Raw genomic sequence first — 15,204 nt, 5'->3', positions numbered from 1 at the left:
GAATACTTCAACATGAGCGTCGCCCAGACCTTCAAGACCTGGACCGTGCTGGAGACCATCATTTCGGTGGTCGCCTTCGCGTTGACCGTGGGTCTTTCTTACCTGATTTAACCGGAGCCACCTGCCATGGACATCCTCTATCAGATCCGCGCCCGTCAGGATTCCTTCAGCGCCGGCGAAGGACGCATCGCTCGGCTGATGCTCGACGACGTAGGATTTGCCTCTGCCGCCAGCCTCGACGAGCTGGCGCTGAGAGCGGAAGTCAGCACCGCCACGCTGTCGCGCTTCGCCCGCACCGTGGGTTGCCGCGATTTGCGCGACTTGCGTCTGCAACTGGCTCAGGCCAGCGGCGTCGGCAGCCGCTTTCTCGACCCGGCGGGCACACCCGATCAGTCGGCGTTCTACGGGCAGATCGTCGGTGATATCGAGTCCACTTTGCGCCAGCATCTGTCGGCATTCGACGAGTCGCGTTTCGCTGATGCAGTGAAACTGCTGGGCAAGGCGCGGATGATTCATGCGTTCGGCATGGGCGGTTGCTCGACCTTGTGCAGCGATGAACTGCAGGTGCGGCTGGTGCGATTCGGCTACCCGATTTCTGCGTGCCACGACCCGGTGATGATGCGCGTCACCGCTGCCAGCCTCGGCCCCGAACACGCGGTGATTGTTTGCTCGCTGACCGGCATCACCCCTGAGTTACTCGAAGCCATCGAGCTGGCGCGCAGCTACGGTGCACGCATTCTCGCCATCACCCGGGCCGACTCCCCGCTGGCGCAATTGGCCGATGTGTTGCTGCCGCTGCAAGGCGTCGAAACCTCGTTCATCTACAAACCCACAGCGGCGCGCTACGGCATGCTGCTGGCCATCGACGTGCTTGCCACCGAGCTGGCGCTGGCCAATCCTGAAGACAATCAAGAACGTCTGCGGCGGATCAAGCTCGCCCTGGACGATTACCGCGGCGGCGACGATCACTTGCCGCTGGGAGACTGACATGATGTACGACACGCTGATTCGCAACGCCCTGATTATCGATGGCAGCAACACCCCCGGTTACCCCGCCGACGTGGCGATTCTGAACGGTCGCATCGAGCGCATCGGCGACTTGCACGACGCCAGCGCTACCGAAGAAATCGACGCCGCTGGTCGCGTACTGGCGCCGGGTTTCATCGATGTGCACACCCACGACGACACGGTGGTGATCCGCCAGCCGCAGATGCTGCCCAAGCTCAGCCAGGGCGTGACCACTGTCATTGTGGGCAACTGCGGGATCAGCGCTTCGCCGGTGAGTCTCAAAGGTGATCCGCCAGACCCGATGAACCTGCTTGGCACCTCGGCGGCCTTTGTTTATCCGACATTCAGCGACTATCGCGCGGCGGTCGAAGCAGCGAACACCACGCTGAATGTCGCCGCACTGGTGGGGCATACCGCGTTGCGCAGCAATCACCTCGACGACCTGTTCCGCACGGCCATGCCGGATGAAATCAGCGCGATGCGCGAGCAACTGCGCGAAAGCCTTGAAGCGGGCGCGTTGGGTTTATCCACAGGCCTGGCGTACGCCAGTGCCTACTCGGCGTCCACCGATGAAGTGATGCAACTGACCGAAGAACTGACGGCATTCGGTGCGGTGTACACCACCCATTTGCGCAGCGAATTCGAGCCGGTGCTGGAAGCCATGGACGAGGCTTTCCAGATTGGTCGCCACGCGAAATCACCGGTGATCATTTCCCACCTCAAATGTGCCGGCGCGGGTAACTGGGGACGCAGTCCGCAACTGTTGGCATCGCTCGAAGAGGCGGCGAAAACCCACCCGGTGGGCTGCGATTGTTATCCCTACGCGGCGAGTTCTTCGACCCTGGACCTCAAGCAAGTCACCGATGCTCACCGCATCACTATTACCTGGTCGACGCCGCACCCGGAACTGGGCGGTCGCGACCTGATGGACATCGCTGCCGAATGGGGCGTGCCGCTGCTTGATGCCGCTCGTCGACTGCAACCGGCCGGCGCGGTGTACTACGGAATGGATGAGAACGACGTAAGAAGCATCCTCGCGCATCCGCTGTCGATGGTCGGCTCTGACGGACTGCCGGAAGACCCGTTTCCGCATCCGCGCCTGTGGGGCGCATTCCCACGGGTGCTCGGACATTTCAGTCGCGATGTCGGGCTGTTTCCGTTGCACACGGCGGTGCACAAAATGACCGGGTTGTCCGCGGGGCGATTCGGCTTGAAGGAACGGGGCGAAATCCGTGAAGGGCATTGGGCGGATCTGGTGTTGTTCGATCCTGCGACCATTCGCGATGTCGCGGATTTCAATGATCCGCAACGCGCGGCGGAAGGCATCGACGGTGTGTGGGTCAACGGTGTGTTGAGTTACAGCGAAGGCCAGGCGAACGGCAGAAGGGAAGGTCGGTTTCTGGCGCGGGAAGGGGATTTGCGCGCGGGTTTTCATTGATCTTTTGAACTGTTTCACATGGTGGCACATTGCGATTAAAGAAAGCCGTCGCCAAGCCGAAGCGCTGACACTAGCCCAGCTACACTCTGGGCCTTTCCAGTCTGGGAGCAACTCCATGAGCTTCGGTAAAACCACCCCGATCCTGCGGATTTTCGACGAAAATAAAGCCGTGGAGTTCTACGTCGACTTCCTCGGTTTCAAGATCGACTGGCAGCACCGTTTCGAGCCGGATTTTCCGCTGTACCTGCAAGTCTCCCGGGGTGAATGCGTGCTGCATTTGTCAGAGCATCACGGTGACAGCACACCCGGTTCGGCGTTGCGCGTCGAGACGGATGAGCTGGAGGCGTTTCAGCAGCAATTGCTGGCCAAGGAATACACGTTTTCGCACCCGCAGATTCAGGCAATGCCATGGGGCAGCCAGGACATGACGATTGCCGACCCGTTCGGGAATCGGTTGGTGTTTACCAATGCGATTAGTGTTTGAGACTGGGTTAACACCGAATCTCTCGGTTGTTGGGTAGATAGCCTTCGCGAGCAAGCCCGCTCCCACATTGGATCGGCGTCGACCACTTAACCGTGGAACGACGCAGAACAATGTGGGAGCGGGCTTGCTCGCGAACGGACCTTCACTCACCGCAAAGTGAATGTCAGACGCGGAAGTGGCTGACCATCATCTGCAACTGATTACCCAACCGTGCGAGTTCAACACTGGATTTAGCGGTTTCATCGCTGGCGGCGGCGGTCTGTTCGGACACGTCGCGTACGTTGATGATGCTGCGGCTGATCTCTTCGGCCACGGCGCTTTGCTGTTCGGCGGCGGCAGCGATCTGCTGGTTCATCGACTGGATGTTGGACACCGTGCGGGTGATGTTTTCCAGTGACACACCGGCCTTGCGGGTCAGGGCGACGCTGCTGTCGGTGAGGGCGCGGCTGTTGTTCATCACCGTCGACACTTGTTGCGTGCCGTTTTGCAGACCGGCCACCAGGCCTTCGATTTCCTCGGTGGATTTTTGCGTGCGCTGGGCCAGGCCACGGACTTCGTCCGCCACCACGGCAAAACCTCGACCGGCTTCACCGGCGCGGGCCGCTTCGATCGCTGCGTTGAGCGCCAGCAGGTTGGTCTGTTCGGCCACGGCCTTGATCACGTCCATGACGCTGCCGATCTTGTCGCTTTCCTGTTGCAGCACGCTCATGGCTTCGGTGGACCGCGCCACCTCGCTGGCCAGGCGTTCGATCTGGGCGATGGCTTCGTTGACCACTTTGTCGCCTTCGCGGGCTTCGCCGTCAGCGGCGGCCGCGGCTTGCGAAGCTTCTTCGGCGTTGCGCGCGACTTCCTGAACGGTGGCGGTCATCTCGTGCATGGCGGTCGCCACCTGATCGGTCTCGATCTTCTGGCTGTTCACGCCGGCGCTGGTTTGCCCGGTCACGGCCGACAGTTCTTCGGCAGCGCTGGCGATCTGGGTCACGCCGTCGCGGATGCCGCTGATCAAGTCGCGCAGAGTCACGCCCATGCGCGCGATGCCTTGCTGCAACACACCGAGTTCGTCGCGGCGAGTCACCTTGACGTCCTGGGACAGGTCGCCGCTGGCGATACGTTCAACCACGGCCAACGTGTCGCGCAGCGGGCCGGTGATCTGACGGGTGATGATCACGGCGGCAATGACGCCCACCAGCAACGCCAGCAAGGTGCTGATCAGTTGCAGGGTGCGCGCTTGTGCGCTTTCGGCGTCACGGCGGTCGAGCTGGATCTGATACAGCTGCTCGCTGAGGGTTACGATGGCGGCGCCCTGGTCAGTCATTTCCTTGCGTGCCTGCACCGCATCGCTGCTCGCGGTTTTATAGGCCTGCAAAGCGCTGCGGTAATTGCTCAACGCCGTTTCCAGCTGACGCAGGGCGTCCAGCTGCGTGTCGGCGAAATACACATTCAGCTGTTTCAGGCTGGCGATGGCTGCGTCCAGTTGGCCGACGGCTTTCTGCTCGGTCTCGGCGTTGGTGGTTGCGGTGTAGCCACGCACTTCGTAGCGTGCCAGCAGGAACGCTTCCCTGGCGGCCGTGATGGCCTGGAACTGTTCGAAGCGCTGGTCGCTCAGTGGCATTTGCTGCACATGGGTGCTGATGGCGTTGATCAGCGTGTTGGCAGTTTCCGCGTTGGCACCCATGGTGTCGCGGGCGCTGTTACCGGTGCGGTAGGCGCTGCGCATTTTGTTCAGGGACGTCTTGTAGGCCTCGATGACAGTGCCTTGCTCATTGAGCAGCTTGAGGTTTTCCGGACTCTTGAATTTCACCAGCAGTGCTTGTTGCTGGGCAGAGAATGCGTCAAGGGTGGTCTGCACGTTCTGTGCGGCGGTTTCGTCGCCGTTGGTCAGCATGTATTGCAGGCGAACCACGCGCAGTTTGGTCAGGCCGGCATTGAGCTGGGTGATGTCGCTCATCCAGTTGCTGCGGTCAATCAGGCCGCCCAGGCTTGTCCAGCCAGTCAGGGCGAGGACGCAGGTCAGTGCCAGGACCAGGCCAAACCCCAGGCCCAGTTTCATGTTCACACTGATGTTGCCGAACCAGCTATTCATCAAATTCCTCCAGGAACGTTGCGCTTTAGGTCGTCGGTTGGCTGGAAGATTGTTGTTTTTGGTAGCCAAGGATATGTAGCAGGTCTGTATCGGCAGCAATCACGAGAGCTGAAAGGATTTTGTCGGAGCGATGTGTAACAAGGTTTTGGAGGGCGGTTTAAGCTTTTTTTCACATCGGTTTCACCCCTCGCCAACGCCAGGCTCTCTACCCTCGCGGCATCGAATCAAGTGATGCATGCCGGTGAGGCGGCCTGATGTGGAACTGAGACTGAGTCTGTTCGGGGTAACGCGCTCGATTGATCTGAGCCGTTTTGCCCGCTATCGAAATACTGCGGTGGTGCTGGCCTCCGTGCTGCTGGTGGTTCCGCTGACGGTCTGGCTGTTGCGGCCTGCCGCTGTGCCAGACCTGGCCCACGGCAATGTGGCCGGCGCCCAGGCGTTACTGACCGGTTGGGCCAAGGGCGACCTGATTGTGCTGGTGCGTCATGTCGAGCGCTGCGATCACTCCAAGGCCGCGTGTCTGACTGGCAATGACGGCATTACCGATCGCGCCCGCAGCGTTGCGGTGAGTGTCGGTGCGCAGTTCGAACAGTTGGGGCTGGACAAGGCAGACATCTACAACAGCCCGATGATTCGTACTGCACAGACCGCCAGCTATATGTTCAACAAGGTTGCTGCCAATGAAGACTGGTTGATCAGCTGCAAGGGCACGATGCTGCGCGATGCCCTGGCGCACAAAGTGGCGGGTCGCAATCTGATTCTGGTGACTCACAGCGAATGCATGGCGCAGATTGAGAAAGACCTCAAGTTACCGGCGGCCACCCTAGGCTACGGCGCCTCTTTGTTTATCTCCGCCGCAACACCACAGGTACCGAAAATGCTCGGGTTCATCGAAGCTTCCGACTGGCGCTCGGTGAGCAGCCGATGAGTATGTCTATGCGCTTTTACTGCCTTAACTTCGGTATTCCGCTGGCCTGCGCAGCCGCGGTTTTCCTGTTGTTCGACATGACAAAAATCGACATCGCGTTCAGCAATCTGTTTTTTGATCCGGTGACCCAGACCTTTCCGCTCGATCAGGTTCACTTCTTTGAAAAGCTCACCCACAAGTGGGCGCGCATCATTCCGAACTGGACCGCTGAAATCGCCTTGATCGGCGCGATGCTGTCGTTTGTCTGGCCGCTGATCAACCCGCAAAAGTATCCGCGTCTGAGTCGTTTCCTGGAGCAGAGCAAGGCTGCCCCGGTGCTGCGATTTGCCCACGACCATCGTCGGGATTTTCTGTTTGTGGTGTTCGCGTTTGCCATTTGCACCGGCGTGATTCATTTCCTCAAGTCGCACACCAGCGTGTATTGCCCGATTGAAACGACCCTCTACGGCGGGAAAATTGCCCACATGGAGTGGTACAGCAACTTCCAGCTGTTCAGGGAAGCCGGCGATGGCCGCTGCTGGCCGGGCGGGCACGCTTCGGGCGGGTTCACCATGCTTGCGCTGTACTTTGTTGCTCGCCGTTATCGCTGGCGCTATTCGAAAGCGCTGATGTACGGCTCGCTGCTGCTCGGTTTCGTCTACGGCACGACACGGGTTTTGCAAGGCTGGCACTACATGTCCCATACCTTCTGGGCCGGGATCTTCGTGTGGCTCGCGTGTTTGCTGACCGCGTTGGCGTTTTACGGGCGAGCGCGCCTGGAGCTGCCGGTGCTGCAAAAGCACGAATCGCCGGTGGTTTTAATCCAGTCGACCAGCCTTTCCTGAAGGCAAAAAAAAGCCCGCGGGAGGGCGGGCAAACCGTAGTTTCTTGAATGAGCGAGGGCAATGTACCGGTTGGCGAGGTGCAGGGTGGTGAAGAAAAATTCATGTGGCGCAAAGGCCTTCCACGCTTTTAGCGCTGCGAACGATTATTGGCTTTTTATCCACTCAACAGTAGGTCATACAAAGTGAAACCTTCTGTAGAGTCGTTGGATATGCATTCCCATTCAAAAAAAGCGCTGACCACAACCGAGAGCGCTCAGGACATTGGCGTCAAGATGTAGCGTGGAGATGAACAGCATCCGACGCTAAATCCTGTGCAACTCCCCCGACATCACCGTATGCCTGAAATGATGCTCCCTAAGCATTACACCCATTGCCCCCGACCGGTCCTGCGATGACCTTGCCGTCAGGTCTGTGATCAACGTCGGTTGCAGCCCTGCGTCGAACGACGCAAACCCCGCCGCCAGGCAGCAAGTCTCGGTCTGAAGACCGCACACCAGCACGCGTTCCACTTGCAAACCGGATAGATAGTCTATGGTTCTGGCGATGGCGCGTAGCCGTGTTTGATGAAAATGCGATCAGCCTGGATCAGGCTTTCATCGTCTGACGCGGGGTGCCAGCCGAGCTGTTTCTGGAAAGATGTCCTGGGCTCGGCTTGGCGTTCCACGGTCGCGACGCTCGGCAGGGTGCCGACAGGAGCGGTGTCGCATGAGTCGTTGTATGTTGACGTGTATTTATTAAATGTCGTCAATTAAATGGCGATTTTTCATGAGTGTTCACCGAGCGACGAGATATGAGACAAACTATTGACAGTATCCTCTCGATCTCACATTATCGGCGCCGCGTTAGTGGCCTAGCGCCATAAAATCGACGTTGGTACGACAAGCCCCATCCATGATGTTGAACCTTCGAGATTCGGGCGATGTCGCAGTCTCGAGAGTGATGGGCTAAATGCCATCATCCTCGATCAATGATCTACTGAGCTACCGTTTTTGCGGACGTTACATATGACGTGTCCGTTTGAATCTTCAGGAAGAAACTTCATGCTTGATGGGCGAATACTGGTTACCGGCGGTGCAGGGTTTATTGGGTCACACCTTGTGGAAGCTTTGCTTGGCAAAGGCTACAAGGTTCGCGTACTGGATAATTTGTCGACCGGAAAGGTCGGCAATCTGCCGGTAGGTAATGCCAATCTGAACCTCGTTGTCGGCGATGTGGCGGACGGTGTTGCTGTAGAACAGGCCATGCGTGATTGCACCGCAGTCGTGCATCTGGCGGCGGTGGCCTCGGTACAAGCGTCGGTAGATGATCCGGTCGGCACCCATCAAAGCAACTTCGTCGGCACGCTCAACGTGTGCGAGCACATGTTGAAGTCCGGGATCAAACGCGTGGTATTCGCTTCCAGCGCGGCCATCTATGGCAACAATGGCGAAGGCTCGGCGATTGACGAGGACACCCCCAAGTCCCCGCTCACTCCTTATGCCAGCGACAAACTGGCCAGCGAGTATTACCTGGACTTCTATCGCCGTGAACATGGCCTGGAGCCAGTGATCCTGAGGTTCTTCAATATCTTCGGCCCGCGCCAGGATCCTTCGTCGCCGTACTCCGGCGTGATCAGCATTTTCACCGAGCGGGCCATGGCGCAGCAGCCAGTGGCGATTTTCGGCGATGGCGAACAGACCCGTGATTTCGTTTACGTTGAAGACCTGGTGAGCATTCTCGTGCAAGCAGTGGAAGCGAGCGAGCCGAGCCCCGGCGCGGTGAATGTCGGGCTGGGTCGTTCCACCAGCCTCAACGACCTGATCACCGAGTTGGGGAGCGCCACCAGCAATCCTTTGACGGTGAATTATCAGGCTCCGCGTCAAGGCGACATACGCCATTCGCGCGCCAATAACGCTCGCTTGCTGGAGCGTTTCAAGCTCCCGGCACCGACCTCGATCGGCAACGGTTTAGCGCAGCTTTTACGTAGCTTGTAACCCGCCCGCTCCTCATGTCCGACGTTGAGTAGTATCGGTTCAGTCATTTCAAGAGTGAATTATGGAAATCGTTTTTCGCAGGACGCGTGCCCGCGCGATTGCCAAGCGGCTGCTGGCGGCACTGGCACTTTTCGTGAGCGGACCAGCCGTCCAGGCTTCAGCATTGCCGTCACCTTCCAGCGTGGTTTTTTGGTACGCCGACCAGCCCCCATTGCCCGAGCTGGCTCAGTTCGATTGGGCTGTGGTCGAGCCGGGGCATATGACGGCGAGCGATGTCAAAACCTTGCGCAAGCTGGGCAGCCATCCGTTCGCTTATGTGTCGGTGGGCGAATTCGATGGCAACAAGGCGGCCATCGACAAGGCGGGGTTGCGTGATGCGGTCAGCCCGGTGCGAAACGACTCCTGGAACAGTCAGGTCATGGACCTCACCACGCCGGCCTGGCGCGAGTATTTGCTCGGCCGCGCAAAGGCGTTGCAGGCAGAAGGTTATGACGGTCTGTTTCTCGACACCCTCGACAGTTTTCAATTGTTGCCGCAAGCCTCACGGGAAGCGCAACGGGTCGCCCTCGCCAGTCTGCTGCGCGAACTGCACAAGCGTCAGCCGACGCTGAAACTGTTTTTCAATCGCGGATTTGAAGTGTTGCCCGAGCTTGAGGGTGTCGCGGCAGCGGTAGCCTTTGAATCCATGTATGCCGGCTGGGATGCTGCCGCCAAGCGTTATCGTCCGGTGCCGGAGGCCGATCGCCAGTGGCTGCTGGGCGAGTTGCAGCCGTTGCGTGCCAAAGGCATCCCGCTGGTGGCGATCGATTACTTGCCACCTGAGCGTCGTGACGAAGCGCGCAAGCTGGCCAAGCGTCTGCGCGACGAGGGGTACATTCCATTCATCAGCACCCCGGAACTGGACTCTATCGGCATCAGCAACATCGAAATCCAGCCGCGACGCATCGCACTGGTTTACGACCCGCGCGAAGGCGATCTGACCACCAACGCCGGTCACACCCTGCTGGGTGGTTTGCTTGAATACCTCGGCTATCGGATCGATTATCTGGCCGCCGACGATTTGCCTGAGCATCGTTTCAGTGGTTTGTACGCTGGCATCGTGACCTGGATGGGCAGTGGTCCGCCGCAAGACAGCCCTGGCTTTAATCGGTGGATCGGCAAGCGTCTCGACGAAAAGGTGCCGGTGGCCTTTTTCGCCAGCCTGCCGATTGAGGATAAGGTTTTACTCAAGCGCCTGGGGTTGACTCTCTCGCCCCCAGCAGGCACTCAAGCCTTGAGCATCACTTATCAGGACAAGTCGCTGATCGGTGCGTTCGAAGCGCCAGTGCAGCCAAGATCCCGTGACCTGAGCTCAGTGTCTTTAATGCCCAACGGACCCAAGGCCGCAGTGGTGCTGACCGGTGCGGGCGGCCAGACATTTGCTCCGGTGGCTGTTGGCGAGTGGGGCGGTCTGGCGCTCGCACCTTACATCCTTGAAACCAACAATGAGCGCAGTCGCTGGATCCTTGATCCGTTCGCGTTCCTCCAGGCGAGCCTGCGTCTGCCGGTGCAGCCACGTCCGGACACCACCACGGAAAACGGTCGCCGAATCGCGACGGTGCACATCGATGGCGATGGTTTCCCGTCGCGCGCCGAAGTGCGCGGCTCGCCGTATGCCGGTCAACAGGTGCTCGACGATTTCATTCGGCCCAACCCGTTCCTGACTTCGGTGTCGATCATCGAAGGTGAGATTTCGCCGCGGGGCATGTACCCGCACCTGGCTCGCGAGCTGGAGCCCATCGCCCGCGAGTTGTTTGCCAACCCTAAAGTCGAAGTCGCCACGCACACCTTCAGCCATCCGTTTTTCATGCAGCCGGAAAAGGCCCAGCAAGACGAGGATTTCAACCCGGAATATGGTTTGAAAATGGCCATCCCGGGCTACGACAAAATTGATTTTCGTCGCGAGATCTTCGGCTCGCGCGACTACATCAACCAAAAGCTCACGACTGCAGAAAAACCGGTGAAGATGGTCTTCTGGCCGGGCGATGCCTTGCCATCGGCAGCCACCATCAAGCTGGCCTACGACGCCGGTCTGAAAAACGTCAACGGCGCCTCGACCATGCTGACCAAGGCCAAGCCATCGTTGACCGGTTTGAATCCGTTGTTGCGACCCACCGAAGGTGGCTTGCAGTACTACGCACCGATCATCAACGAAAACGTTTACACCAATCTGTGGAAAGGGCCGTACTACGGTTTTCGCGATCTGATCGAAACCTTTGAGCTGACCGACAGCCCACGGCGTCTGCGCGGCTTGCACCTGTATTACCACTTCTATTCGAGTACCAAGCAAGCCTCGATCAAGGCGATGAACGATATCTACGGTTACATGCGGGAACAGCAACCGATGTCGTTGTGGATGAGCGATTACCTTGATCGTTTGCACGGCCTGTATCAGTCCAGCCTGGCGCGTACGGCTGACGGCAACTGGCAGGTTCGGGGGATGGACGCGCTGCGCACCTTGCGACTCGATCCGCAAATGGGCTGGCCGGATTTGCTGCGTTCACAAGGGATTGCCGGGGTTCGCGATTTGCCTCAAGGACGCTATGTGCACTTGAGCAGCGACCGCGCGCTGTTGGTCCTGCGTCCTGATCGCGATAGCCGGCCTGCACTTGAGGAGGCCAATCTGCCGTTGGTGGACTGGCGTTACCTGGACGACCGGCGTGTGAGCTTTTCGTTTGCCGGACAGATCGATTTGACCTTCTCGGTACGCTCTGCGAGCGCCTGCCGGGTGGAAGTGGATGGACAGCGTTTTGCAGGCAAGGCATCCGCCGACCTGTGGATTTTCCAATTGCCAATGAAGCAGGTGAGTAATGGTCAGCTCCTCTGCAACTAAAAACAATCGCCTGCTCAATCCCTGGGCATTGGCGGTGGTGGCCGTTGCCGTGGGAGGCTTGCTATGGGCGACTTTCCAGCGTGAGGAAGTGTTCCAGCCCGATGGCCGTGAACCGGATGCCGTCTCGGCCAACTACGCCGAATTGTTGTTGACCGCACACCCCGATGACGATCACTTGCGCCTGCAGTTGATTGATCTGTTGATCCGCCTCGGCGACTACGCGAAAGCACGCAAGCACCTGGAAAACTGGCCCACACCAGTGGCGGAAGTATACGCGTACTACCGGCTTGAGCTGGATGCATTGGAGGCGGCGACCAGCGAGGACGCTACCGTGCGGCAAGCGTTGGTGGAGCGTCTGAAAGGTTTCGATCATCGCAAACTGTCACTGCCGCAATTGCAGAGTCTGGCCAGGCTGGCATTGACTCTTCAGGCCCCGGCTTTTGCTGCCACCGTGTTTGAAGAAATCGCCGACCGTGATCCGTCGCAGCGTACTGATTCGCTCAAATCTGCTGCTCAGTGGTATCTGGCCGGCGAGCAGCCGGGTCAGGCCGCCGACATTTATCTGCAGTTGAGGAAGGACAGCCAGCAGGCTGCCGAGCGTCGTGGGTACGCACAGTTGGCGTTCAATAGCCTGCTGGCTGCCGGTCGCGGCGCCCAGGCCGCGCAAGTGCTCGCCGATGAACTTGACCAGCTCAAGGATCCGCAAACCGATGCGCCATGGCTTGAGCAGGGCGTGGACGTCGCGATGGGCAACCAGCGCTTCGATCTGGCGCAGCGGTTCCTCGAGCAATGGCGTGTTTTGCAGCCGGACAATCCGCAAATTCTCAGGAAGGATTTCAGTATTCGTCTGGCCATGAATGATTTGGCAGGCGCCTGGGAGAGTGGGCAGCAATTGGCGATCGACTTCCCCGAAGATCAGGCGCTGCTGGAGCAAATGGCTCACCTCGGCGAATGGCGCGGTGAGATGGACGCAGCGCTCGGTTACTGGATTCGCCTGCTGGAATTGCACGAGACGCCGCAAGTCCGTGAACATGCGTGGCGTCTGGCGAGCATGCAGTTTGATTTTGATCGGTCGATTCCATTGCTCTCGGGGATCATGAACCAGCGCGCGCTGACCGACACCGAGCTTGATGCGTTGGTCTACGGCCATGAGTCACGGGGCACGCCGGAGCAGGCTCAAGCCTGGCTGCACACTTACTTGCGCAAGTACCCGAAGCATCGACTGGCCTGGACTCGGCTGCTGCAAAACCTCGAAAACACCGGACAGTTCGCGGCCAAGGTCAAGGTCTACAAGGATTATTCGAAGCGTTTTGCGTTGACCATCACCGAGCGGGTCGACTGGGCCGGAACCTACCTGAAGCTGTTTGATAATCAGGCCGCCTGGAATGTGTTGCAGGTGAACACCCGAACCATCACCGATCAGAATTACTGGACCACCCGAGCCGCCCTGGCCTGGGATCTGGAGCTCGACGAGGAGTTGCGTGCGGCTCTGGAAAAACAGCTGGAGCTCAAGGGGTCGCTCAACTCTAACGATGAGTCCCATCTGATTGCGAGCTATCGCCCCGGCAATCCGCGGCGTGCACTGCAATTACTGGTCGACAGTTGGGAGCGCACCCGTAGCCCGATGCGCCTGGTCGACGCGTTGCTGCTTGCCCAGGAACTGGAGGATTGGCCACAGGTGACTGCACTGCTCAAGGATGCCGAGCAAGACCCGGCGCTCTACGAGCAGGCTCAGGTGCTGGGTGTGCGCGGTGCGCTGGCAATGCAGCAGGGCCAGCCCGAAGAAGCGAAACGCTTGTACCTGCTTGGCTTGTCGCGCTACCCCGATGAGAATCTGTTCCGCGAGCGCCTGATGTGGCTCTACGTCGACCAGGGCAATACCGTCGAGCTCAAGCCGTTGCTGACCCAGTGGAAAGCGCAGGCGCGTGGCGACCAGGTCCTGTGGCTGGCGTTTGCCAGTGCCAACCAGATGCTCGGTCGTGACAGCGAAGCGTTGGCCTGGTATCGCATGTACCTCAAGAACAGTCCGCAGGATTGGCTGGTGCAGGCAGCCTATGCCGATGCGTTGTACAGCGCCGGTTATCAGGATGCGGCCCAGCGGCTGCGCCTCAAATTGCTGCGAAGTCCTGAGGGTGAAAACATTCAGCCGTCGTCCCAGCGCTACGTGACCTGGTTGCGTCTGATGGCCAGCAGTTATTCGCCACGCAAGGCTCAACAGGAAGTATCGAAGTGGAAAGACGGTTCGCCAGCGATGCTGCAACTGTGGTTCGAGCGTTTGCTGGCGCGCCTGGACGCGACCAATCAGGAATCGCAGAAAGACCAATGGCTGGAGTGGGCAAAAAGCCAGGGCTTGAAGGTCGACCGCTATGAGCAGATTCAGCAGGCGCTGCGAAGCCGCAACAAGGCACAGGTCGAAACACTGTTGGCCAGTAGCGATCTGAACCCGGCGCAGCGGGCCCAGGCCCTCAGTCGACTTGGGCGCGTCAACGAAGCGCTTGATACCAACCTGTCAGCGCTCGGTGACGAGCAGCCCGAAGCTGTGCGCGACCAATTGCGCCGTCAGGCCGTGGAAATTCACGAAAGCACGCCGCAAGGTGCGCTGCTGTCGTGGCAGGACCAGGATTTTGGCGGTATTGCGTTCAACGCTCCGCGCCTGCAAATTGCCCACAACCTGGGTGACAAGTGGTACGCCGATCTTGAGCTGGAGCAGGGCACTTACGACGGCGACGACGTACATTCATCGAAAATCGGTGAGGAGCGTAACGCGGCCCTGACCCTGATTCGTCCGGTGGACAACGGCAGTTACAAGTTGTTCGCCGACACCAGTCAGCGCAAGGACGACGACCGCAATGGACTGGGCCTTTCCCGGACCTGGCAGTTGGGCGTCAGTGATGAACTCGAAACCGGTCTGGATTGGCACCGTAAAAGTGAAGACAGTGGCTTGATGCGCGCTTTCGGTCAGCAGGACCGTGTCTGGGTTGGAGGTCGTCATGGCCTGACCGCTCGTGATCAGTTGAGCTGGGAAGTCGCCCGCAGGTCATTCTCCACGCGTGCCGGCGACTCGCTGGGTAATGGCGAGGCACTTAAGCTGGAACTCAATCACACGCTGGAATTCGCCGGTCCCAACTGGACCGTGCGCAGCGGAGTCGACTACCAGCACAACAATGTGAATGACCGCAGGCTGGATTATCTGTCGAGTCGTAACGACGGCCCGGTGATCGTGCCCGATCAGGCGCGAGATCCTGAAACCAACGAACTCGACCCCACCGATACGGAAACCGTCATGGGCAGCGACTTGCTGCAAAGTCGCTACGGCCAGCTCTATGTCGGTACGTCCTGGCGTCGCGGCATACCCGGCGCACTGGTTCGCACCAAGCCGCAATACACCTGGCTGGTGGATGTGACGGCAGGCTGGCAATGGCTGGATCAAACTTTTAACTACGGCATCAATACCGGGATCGGTTTTGAAGTGCTGGGTGATGACGAACTGGCCCTGACCTTCGGCTACCAATCCGCGCCACAAGGCGGGGATGGTCAGTCCGGCGGAACACTGGGTGTGAGCTACGGCGTGCGGTTTGGACGCTGATCATGGAA

Annotated in this window: 10 protein-coding genes and 1 pseudogene; 9 read left to right on the top strand and 2 right to left on the bottom strand. The window is 59.3% G+C overall.

Features of this window, described 5'->3' with window-relative positions; translation table 11 throughout:
• The 4 genes from FBY04_RS07100 to FBY04_RS07085 form a co-directional block, all read left to right on the top strand.
• A partial coding sequence (locus FBY04_RS07100) for a hypothetical protein (RefSeq protein WP_145314858.1) occupies positions 1 to 111 on the top strand: 111 nt, incomplete at its 5' end.
• 15 nt (positions 112 to 126) lie between these two features.
• Positions 127 to 987, top strand: coding sequence for a MurR/RpiR family transcriptional regulator (locus FBY04_RS07095; protein WP_084321804.1), 861 nt, complete (start codon positions 127 to 129; stop codon positions 985 to 987).
• A 1-nt stretch (position 988) separates the two neighbouring features.
• Positions 989 to 2,446 (top strand): amidohydrolase family protein, encoded by a 1,458-nt coding sequence (locus tag FBY04_RS07090; protein ID WP_145314857.1) that lies wholly within the window; start codon positions 989 to 991, stop codon positions 2,444 to 2,446.
• A 115-nt stretch (positions 2,447 to 2,561) separates the two neighbouring features.
• The gene (locus FBY04_RS07085; protein WP_145314856.1) at positions 2,562 to 2,930 is read left to right on the top strand and encodes a glyoxalase superfamily protein; all 369 of its coding nucleotides are present in this window, start codon (positions 2,562 to 2,564) and stop codon (positions 2,928 to 2,930) included.
• A gap of 163 nt (positions 2,931 to 3,093) precedes the next feature.
• Here FBY04_RS07085 and FBY04_RS07080 read toward each other — a convergent pair whose 3' ends face one another.
• Positions 3,094 to 5,013, bottom strand: a complete 1,920-nt coding sequence (locus tag FBY04_RS07080) for a methyl-accepting chemotaxis protein (protein ID WP_145314855.1) — start codon at positions 5,011 to 5,013, stop codon at positions 3,094 to 3,096.
• A gap of 256 nt (positions 5,014 to 5,269) precedes the next feature.
• On the opposite strand from FBY04_RS07080, the gene FBY04_RS07075 reads away from it, so the two are divergent.
• Positions 5,270 to 5,941, top strand: coding sequence for a histidine phosphatase family protein (locus tag FBY04_RS07075; RefSeq protein WP_145314854.1), 672 nt, complete (start codon positions 5,270 to 5,272; stop codon positions 5,939 to 5,941).
• A gap of 2 nt (positions 5,942 to 5,943) precedes the next feature.
• On the top strand, positions 5,944 to 6,765 hold the full coding sequence (locus FBY04_RS07070) for a phosphatase PAP2 family protein (protein ID WP_145314862.1): 822 nt from the start codon (positions 5,944 to 5,946) through the stop codon (positions 6,763 to 6,765).
• Between the two features lie 302 nt (positions 6,766 to 7,067).
• Here FBY04_RS07070 and FBY04_RS07065 read toward each other — a convergent pair.
• Positions 7,068 to 7,462 (bottom strand): annotated as a pseudogene (locus FBY04_RS07065) (isochorismatase family protein); the annotation flags it as partial.
• A gap of 343 nt (positions 7,463 to 7,805) precedes the next feature.
• On the opposite strand from FBY04_RS07065, the gene FBY04_RS07060 reads away from it, so the two are divergent.
• The 3 genes from FBY04_RS07060 (at position 7,806) to FBY04_RS07050 (ending at position 15,196) form a co-directional block, all read left to right on the top strand.
• Complete coding sequence (locus FBY04_RS07060) at positions 7,806 to 8,738, top strand: NAD-dependent epimerase/dehydratase family protein (protein WP_084321810.1); 933 nt, start codon at positions 7,806 to 7,808, stop codon at positions 8,736 to 8,738.
• A gap of 61 nt (positions 8,739 to 8,799) precedes the next feature.
• On the top strand, positions 8,800 to 11,610 hold the full coding sequence (locus FBY04_RS07055; RefSeq protein WP_145314853.1) for a bifunctional glycoside hydrolase 114/ polysaccharide deacetylase family protein: 2,811 nt from the start codon (positions 8,800 to 8,802) through the stop codon (positions 11,608 to 11,610).
• Complete coding sequence (locus tag FBY04_RS07050; RefSeq protein ID WP_145314852.1) at positions 11,588 to 15,196, top strand: tetratricopeptide repeat protein; 3,609 nt, start codon at positions 11,588 to 11,590, stop codon at positions 15,194 to 15,196. The genes FBY04_RS07055 and FBY04_RS07050 overlap by 23 nt, the downstream gene beginning before the upstream one ends.
• Positions 15,197 to 15,204 lie beyond the last annotated feature (8 nt).

It is taken from the genome of Pseudomonas sp. SJZ080, from assembly GCF_007828295.1.
GTDB lineage: Bacteria > Pseudomonadota > Gammaproteobacteria > Pseudomonadales > Pseudomonadaceae > Aquipseudomonas > Aquipseudomonas migulae_A.
The sequence above is the reverse complement of the archived record's forward strand: the minus strand, read 5'-3'. Positions and strand labels throughout refer to the sequence as shown.